Origin of the sequence: Mesorhizobium sp. M0293 (genome assembly GCF_040321735.1) — a bacterium.
Classification (GTDB): Bacteria; Pseudomonadota; Alphaproteobacteria; order Rhizobiales; family Rhizobiaceae; genus Mesorhizobium.
In genome coordinates this window covers 1-5,958 of the sequence record NZ_JAMYSA010000196.1, presented here as the reverse complement: position 1 = coordinate 5,958, position 5,958 = coordinate 1, and the positions used below count along the sequence as shown (strand labels likewise).

The 5,958-nt window shown below is 59.7% G+C and carries 9 protein-coding genes; 3 read left to right on the top strand and 6 right to left on the bottom strand.

Features of this window, described 5'->3' with window-relative positions:
- Both NKJ06_RS33915 and NKJ06_RS33910 read right to left on the bottom strand, forming a co-directional pair.
- The coding region (locus NKJ06_RS33915; protein ID WP_352812270.1) for an MFS transporter at window positions 1-529 on the bottom strand (529 nt) is incomplete at its 3' end.
- Window positions 530-740: 211 nt separating this feature from the next.
- Complete coding sequence (locus NKJ06_RS33910) at window positions 741-1,172, bottom strand: hypothetical protein (RefSeq protein ID WP_352812268.1); 432 nt, start codon at window positions 1,170-1,172, stop codon at window positions 741-743.
- Between the two features lie 565 nt (window positions 1,173-1,737).
- On the opposite strand from NKJ06_RS33910, the gene NKJ06_RS33905 reads away from it, so the two are divergent.
- The 3 genes from NKJ06_RS33905 (at window position 1,738) to NKJ06_RS33895 (ending at window position 3,567) form a co-directional block, all read left to right on the top strand.
- Entirely contained in the window at window positions 1,738-2,025 is a 288-nt protein-coding gene (locus NKJ06_RS33905) for a hypothetical protein (protein WP_081726247.1), read from the top strand.
- Between the two features lie 243 nt (window positions 2,026-2,268).
- Window positions 2,269-2,961: a hypothetical protein gene (locus tag NKJ06_RS33900; protein ID WP_023747646.1), complete on the top strand. Its 693-nt coding sequence runs from the start codon at window positions 2,269-2,271 to the stop codon at window positions 2,959-2,961.
- 432 nt (window positions 2,962-3,393) lie between these two features.
- A complete protein-coding gene (locus tag NKJ06_RS33895; protein WP_023737084.1) occupies window positions 3,394-3,567 on the top strand; it encodes a hypothetical protein in 174 nt (57 codons plus the stop codon).
- Window positions 3,568-3,588: 21 nt separating this feature from the next.
- Here NKJ06_RS33895 and NKJ06_RS33890 read toward each other — a convergent pair whose 3' ends face one another.
- The 4 genes from NKJ06_RS33890 to thiS are packed head-to-tail and all read right to left on the bottom strand — an operon-like array spanning window position 3,589 to window position 5,917.
- Window positions 3,589-4,350 carry a hydroxymethylpyrimidine/phosphomethylpyrimidine kinase gene (locus tag NKJ06_RS33890; protein ID WP_352812273.1) on the bottom strand — a complete coding sequence of 254 codons (762 nt, stop codon included), beginning with the start codon at window positions 4,348-4,350 and terminating at the stop codon, window positions 3,589-3,591.
- A complete protein-coding gene (locus NKJ06_RS33885; RefSeq protein WP_352812265.1) occupies window positions 4,341-4,946 on the bottom strand; it encodes a thiamine phosphate synthase in 606 nt (201 codons plus the stop codon). The genes NKJ06_RS33890 and NKJ06_RS33885 overlap by 10 nt, the downstream gene beginning before the upstream one ends.
- Window positions 4,943-5,716, bottom strand: a complete 774-nt coding sequence (locus tag NKJ06_RS33880; RefSeq protein WP_023685607.1) for a thiazole synthase — start codon at window positions 5,714-5,716, stop codon at window positions 4,943-4,945. The genes NKJ06_RS33885 and NKJ06_RS33880 overlap by 4 nt, the downstream gene beginning before the upstream one ends.
- Window positions 5,717-5,719: 3 nt before the next feature.
- Window positions 5,720-5,917: a sulfur carrier protein ThiS gene (thiS, locus tag NKJ06_RS33875; protein WP_023685606.1), complete on the bottom strand. Its 198-nt coding sequence runs from the start codon at window positions 5,915-5,917 to the stop codon at window positions 5,720-5,722.
- Between the last annotated feature and the right edge of the window lie 41 nt (window positions 5,918-5,958).

Sequence of the window (5,958 nt, the reverse complement as noted above, 5' to 3'; positions counted from 1 at the left end):
CAACTACAATGCCGCCGAGCGCCGGGCCCACAGTCCGGACGGTATTGAATCCAACAGAAAGCAGGGTGACGGCAGCGGGAACATCTCGTCGATCCACAATATCGCCAACCGACGCTTGCCAGGCCGGATCATTGAGAGCACCGCCGCTTGCGATCAAGAAGCTGAAGCCGAGGATCATCCACGGACTGACAAAGCCCAGCGCCACCGATGCGGTCAGCATCGCGGAGGCAGTCACCATAAGGCACCGACCGGCGAACATGACCCTGCGCCGGCTGAAATTGTCAGCGAGAGCCCCGGCGAAGACAGACAAGACGAAGGCGGGCAGGTTCGATGAAGCCTGAACCAACGCAACCATCAGATCGGAAGTCGAGATCGTTGCCATCAGCCAGCTGATGGCGACAGTCTGCATCAACCAGCCGAGGCTTGAAACCTGCGTGGCGAGCCAGATCGAGCGAAAGGTGGGCTGCAGAAGTGGCCCAAAGGTCGTTGGTGCAGCCAAATCTTCGTTTGATCCAGCCACCCTACTCATTTTGCGATCCTTTGCTTTCCGTTATTGTCGCTTCCCATGTAATCTAGGCTGAACCGTGGCGGCTGGAAGAATAGATGGCCCATTTGCCTACGACGAATGTGGCCACAGTTCCTCCTGATCAGTTGTCAGGCGGCCGGGACGCAGAAATGGGCCGGCTCACTCGCCTTCGACGACATGTTGGTGAGCCGGAATTCACATGTCATTTGAGGCATCATGCTCGTTCGACGCGCTGCCGAGCGATTTTTCGCGAAACGTTACCCTGTTCTTTTGTTGGAAACTCACTCATCAGCGGCGTTCGATGCTGAGTGTGGCTTCCGAAAAGTGAGGACGCTTGCAGATCTTTGACAGGATCAGTTCCCTGATAGATGCAGACGATTGCCAGGCCGCGATCGAAGACGCGCGCGCCCTGCTCCTTCAGTTCGGACAAAAGTCTGATGCGCTCACACATGCGATCGACGAGTTTCTGCTCGACCTGATGACATTGGCTTTCATCGTCGAATGTTACGGACGCGGCTTTGAACTTTTGGCGCGAACGCTTGCCCGTAGAAGGCTGGCGAAGGTCAAACTGTTGTCGGGAGGGGTCGGCCGGGCAGAACGGGTTCCAAAGCCTGATGGCTGAACCGGCGATCGAGCCGCGTTCCAATTAACGACGTGGCGACCGCCAAACAAAGGGCCATCGGAAAACCGAGGTATATAAAGTCAAAACCTTCAGAGGGGAACAGCTGATACGATGAAATGGGAGGAAACCATCGCGTGCATCAGCTGTAAGCTTAATGGCTAAAAGTTGTGCAATGCACAAACACACTTTGTGCAATGCAGCTATGCAGTAACGCAAAGCCTCAAGTTGCAAGATCGAGTTTGGAAATGTTTGCTGCTCGTACGGTGATGGGCGAGATCCTTAAGCGTATGTACGGCGGCATGATGGACGCTTGCAAGCATCCAGACAAGATTACCGCGAAGCTAAAATAAGAGGTTCGGTCCAATCGGCGATGCTCAATAGCCGCGCCATTCTGGTTCCGCCGGGCGTTACATCGCCTCGCCAAGTTGAGGATGTATGGTCGCGAGCAGCCGCGCGCCAATTTGGAACCCACGACCATATGCAACGATTGGGCACTGTCCGAAGAAGGCCGAGAACTGTTGAAAGTGCGCTAGATGGAGATATTCTGAATTGGAACGGGGGCCTGGTTCATCGCCAAAGCGAGACATGGATGAAAAGCAGATCGCGCCCAACACCTGATCCAACCATTGCAACGGAAGTCCCCTGGTCGGAAAGCCTAACCGCATATGATGACAAGCATTTCGAGCTCTATTTGAAGCTCATGGACGCTTGCGCCGACAGTGCCAGCGAAGAGGAGATGGCGCTGGATGTACTGGGTATCGATCCGGTCAAAGAGCCAATCCGCGCCCGTAAGGCCCTTCGCAGTCATCTCAAACGGGTGCTCTGGTTTATGCATGAGGGCCATAAGGAACTGCTTCCAAGCCGGCCGCCTCAATAACTGCGGCGCCGAACAAGGTTGCCCGAGAGATCAGGTGGCGCCCTCGGGGGATGCGAGGACACTTGAAAGCCGCAATCGGGTTATCATCTCCATACTGCGTGTGTTCGGCTCCGCACGGCAAGTGCCCTTGAGTCGAGGAGGAATGCACATGAAGAAGAAAGTTCATCTGGAAGCCTGCCGACCGATCCCTTGGGGCCCATAATCGGGTCCCAAGTTGTTCCCGACGAGCGTTGCGAGGGGCGGATGCAGGACCAGCCGGAAATCGAGCCCGGGCGTGAAACGAAGTCAACAGGTGCGAGGTTCGGCCTGCTGGGTGTGGCTGTGTTGGCCGTAGGCGCCTTCATCTGGACCGGCTTCGGCGAAGGCATCCAGCAGGGCACGTCCAACGTCGTTCGGACTGTCATCGACAAGAGCATGCAGCGCCTTGGGCTCGGGCAAGCCCCCAACGCTCTTACAGAGGGCGAGTGGTATCTCTCGGTGTACTACGGTCCCGACTTTACGGATGTCACCCCCGTCGGCCTGGGGCACCCCTTCAAGGTGACATTCACGTCGGCCCCGGATTTGTCTGGCACCTACGAGAACGTTGCAGGGAGCGGCTCGGTAAGCGGCTTTGAACGACCCGGTCAACTCGTAATGACCTACTCCGGAGCAGATGGGATGTCCCATGGAGTTGCCATTCTCCAAGACATTCAGACCCACCTTTCTTCCAACAACGTCGAGCATGATTACGTGGGAGCCGTTTTGGTCCACGCTTGCTATAAGGCGGACACCCAGCAGTGCGATGCCGCCAAATCGCAATATAAATTCTGCAGGGCGATTTTGTCGAAAAACAGGGAACCCGACAAGGATCCTTCCCTCAAGGGTTACCTCGACGAACCATGTTCGGCTTTTCAGAACGATCTGAAGCTGAAGCTTAGCCCGACGGCACAGCTTTAGGCACGAAGGCGCTCACCAGGGTCGCAGCTCAAAGAGAACGGCGCCCTTCGCCGGGGGCCGTCCGTTCCGCATCCCGCCTGACGGCGGCGCGTTGCTGATGCTCCTACGGCCGCCCTGTTGAGCCGGTCTCAGGGCCACGGTCTTTCTCCTGCACCGATCTGACTTGGTCCCGCTGGCGGGCATTTCGGTGCTTCCGTTTTGTACGCTCTTCTTTCTTGGGCCGCTTCGCGGCACGGCTGCGCCGACATGGATGTGCCTAGCGGCACCTTTCCTATGTAGCGGGAAGAGAGGCGCGCGGCCCTCTCTCCCCACCCTCTCAAACCGGCCTTTGCTTTGCTCCAGCACTGCGGGGCCAGATCCGGCGGCCCCCGCCGCGCTGAAATGGCTCGCTCCTGCGGCCTCACACTCGCCAGGAGGCACAAGTGCATCCCCATGCCTGACTGGCAGTGCGCTTCGCCGCAGGAAGAGTCCCGTTACTTTCCCGGCCTGGCAGGGCAGCTTGTCTCGGCGCCGCTGAATTCCGATCTGCAAAGCGGCCTCATCCCGTCACGCCCTGTGAAAAAAGGGCAGGAGGGCTACGGCTTCCATTTCAGCGTCAGCCGCTGAACGCTTGAGCCGGCTCTACGGCTATTCGGCTGGGGTTTTCCGAAGCTTTTCTAACACAAAGAGCTTGCCCTGGCGCACGGCGTACTCGATTGATTGCGCCTTCGCCAGATGTGCCGCAATCGAGCTGGCCAGCATGCAGCCCGTCCCGCGCATCGATGCGGCAAGACGCGGCGTGTCAAAGCGGACTGGTTCGTGATCGGGGCGCAACAGAATATCGATCGATCGGGGTCCCGCCGCGTGGCCGCCCTTGATCAGCAGGGCCTGCATCCCGGCCACCAGCAATTCCTGGCCTTGCCACACCGCGCCGTCTTCATCAACCGCTGGCTCTAAGCCAACAAGAAGCGCCAGCTCGATGAGATTGGGCGTGACGAGGCGGCAAAGGGGCATCAGGTCGCGTTTCATGGCGGCGATGGCCCTTGCGTCCAGCAGCGCCCGGCCTGACGTCGAGGCCAGCACCGGGTCGAGTACTGCCGGCACCTGTGGATTTTCGCGGAGCACAGCCGCGACGGCTACGACGATCTCGGCCGTTGAAAGCATGCCGATCTTGATTGCCGCCACCTTGTTGGCCCGCAGCGCGGCGCGCATTTGATTGGCCACAAGATCGGGCTGCGAAGGATGGATTTTCATCACGGCTTCGTGCGTCTGCACCGTCAGCGCTGTGACAGCCAGGCAGGTGCGGACGCCAATGGAAGAGATCGTCTCGATATCGCGTGCAATTCCAGCCCCACCGCTGGAGTCAGATCCGCCGACCACGAGCACATGCGGTTCTCGCCTCAGCGCCATGGCTTTGTCTTTTCGATCCATTCTCGCGTGCGCGCTTCGGGATCGGCATTCAACGTGATGTCGGTGACCACCGCCGCGGTGTCCGCACCAGCCGCGAAAACACCGTCGAGCCGATCGGGGTTGAGGCCGCCAATGGCGACCAATGGGATCGGCGCCACCCGATGCTTCCACTCGCTGATCCGCTCGAGCCCTTGCGGCGCCCATTTCATCTGCTTCAGGACGGTGGGATAGATGGGGCCGAGCGCGATATAGTCGGGCTCGGCAGCGATGGCCGTTTCCAGTTCTAGATGATCGTGCGTGGAAAGCCCGAGCTTCAATCCGGCGTACTTAATCGCCAGCAGGTCGGCCGCAGCCAAATCCTCCTGGCCGAGATGGACGAAGTCGCAGCCTTCCTCAATTGCCGTGCGCCAATAGTCGTTGACGATCAGTTGGCAACCATGGACCGCGCAGACGCCGTTCGCGCGGCGGATTTCCGTCCGCAGCGTGGCCTCGTCCCTATCCTTGATGCGCAACTGAACCAGCTTAACGCCAAGCGGCACCAGCCGTTCGATCCAGGCGGCGCTGTCGACGATCAGGTAGAAGGGATCGAGCTTCATGAAAAAACGGCCCTGCCGATGGTCGGCGTCGATGGCACGGCGACGTCGCGCGGTTCAAGCATACCCGAGCTGAAAGCTTCACGACCGGCCTCGACCGCCTTGCCGAACGCACGCGCCATGCCGACCGGATCGGCCGCCTTGGCGACCGCGGTGTTCAGGAGTACGGCGTCAAAGCCGAGCTCCATGACGGTTGCCGCGTGCGATGGCCGTCCGAGCCCCGCATCCACGATCAGCGGAACATCAGGGAAATGTCCGCGCATCGAGCGCAGCGCCGTGATGTTGATCGGTCCGAGAGCGGAACCGATCGGCGCGCACCACGGCATCAACACCTTGCAGCCCGCCGCAAGCAGCCGCTCGGCAACGACAAGGTCGTCGGTGGTATAGGGGAAGACCGCAAACCCGTCCTCGCACAGGATGCGGGCGGCTTCGACCAGACCGAACACATCCGGCTGCAGCGTATCGTGGTTGCCGATCACTTCGAGCTTGACCCAGTTCGTACCGAAGACTTCGCGCGCCATTTGTGCGGTCGTGACCGCTTCCTTGACGGAGTGGCAGCCAGCAGTGTTGGGCAGGATTCTGACACCAAGCGAGCGGATCAACGACCAGAATTCTTCGCCAGCCCTGCCGCCTGCCATTTCACGGCGCAACGAGACGGTCACCACCGCCGTGCCCGATGCCCTGACTGCATAGGCAAGGATGGCCGGCGAAGGATATTGAGCCGTGCCAAGAAGCAGGCGGGAGGGAAGCTCGGCTCCATAAAGCTCGATCATGGCCTAGCCGCCCTGCATGGGCGAGAGGATTTCGATCCGGTCGCCGTCGTTCAATTGGAATTCCGCCCGGTTGGCTTTGTGCACGAGGTCGTTGTTGACGGCGGTCGCGAGCCAATCGCCCTCATAGTCAAGCGCGGCAAGCAGCTCGGCCAGCGTGGTGGCGGCAACCTCATGCGCTTCGCCGTTGACCATCAGTTTCATGAGCAAGCTCCTTGGTTCTGTCTTGACTGAAAACCAGGTCG

Bases quoted from the DNA above. Each gene is read 5' to 3' on its own strand.
- NKJ06_RS33905 (WP_081726247.1), top strand. From the start codon at position 1,738: ATGAAAAGCAGATCGCGCCCAACACCTGATCCAACCATTGCAACGGAA.
- NKJ06_RS33900 (WP_023747646.1), top strand. From the start codon at position 2,269: ATGCAGGACCAGCCGGAAATCGAGCCCGGGCGTGAAACGAAGTCAACA.
- NKJ06_RS33895 (WP_023737084.1), top strand. From the start codon at position 3,394: ATGCCTGACTGGCAGTGCGCTTCGCCGCAGGAAGAGTCCCGTTACTTT.
- NKJ06_RS33890 (WP_352812273.1), bottom strand. From the start codon at position 4,350: ATGGCGCTGAGGCGAGAACCGCATGTGCTCGTGGTCGGCGGATCTGAC.
- NKJ06_RS33885 (WP_352812265.1), bottom strand. From the start codon at position 4,946: ATGAAGCTCGATCCCTTCTACCTGATCGTCGACAGCGCCGCCTGGATC.
- NKJ06_RS33880 (WP_023685607.1), bottom strand. From the start codon at position 5,716: ATGATCGAGCTTTATGGAGCCGAGCTTCCCTCCCGCCTGCTTCTTGGC.
- thiS (WP_023685606.1), bottom strand. From the start codon at position 5,917: ATGAAACTGATGGTCAACGGCGAAGCGCATGAGGTTGCCGCCACCACG.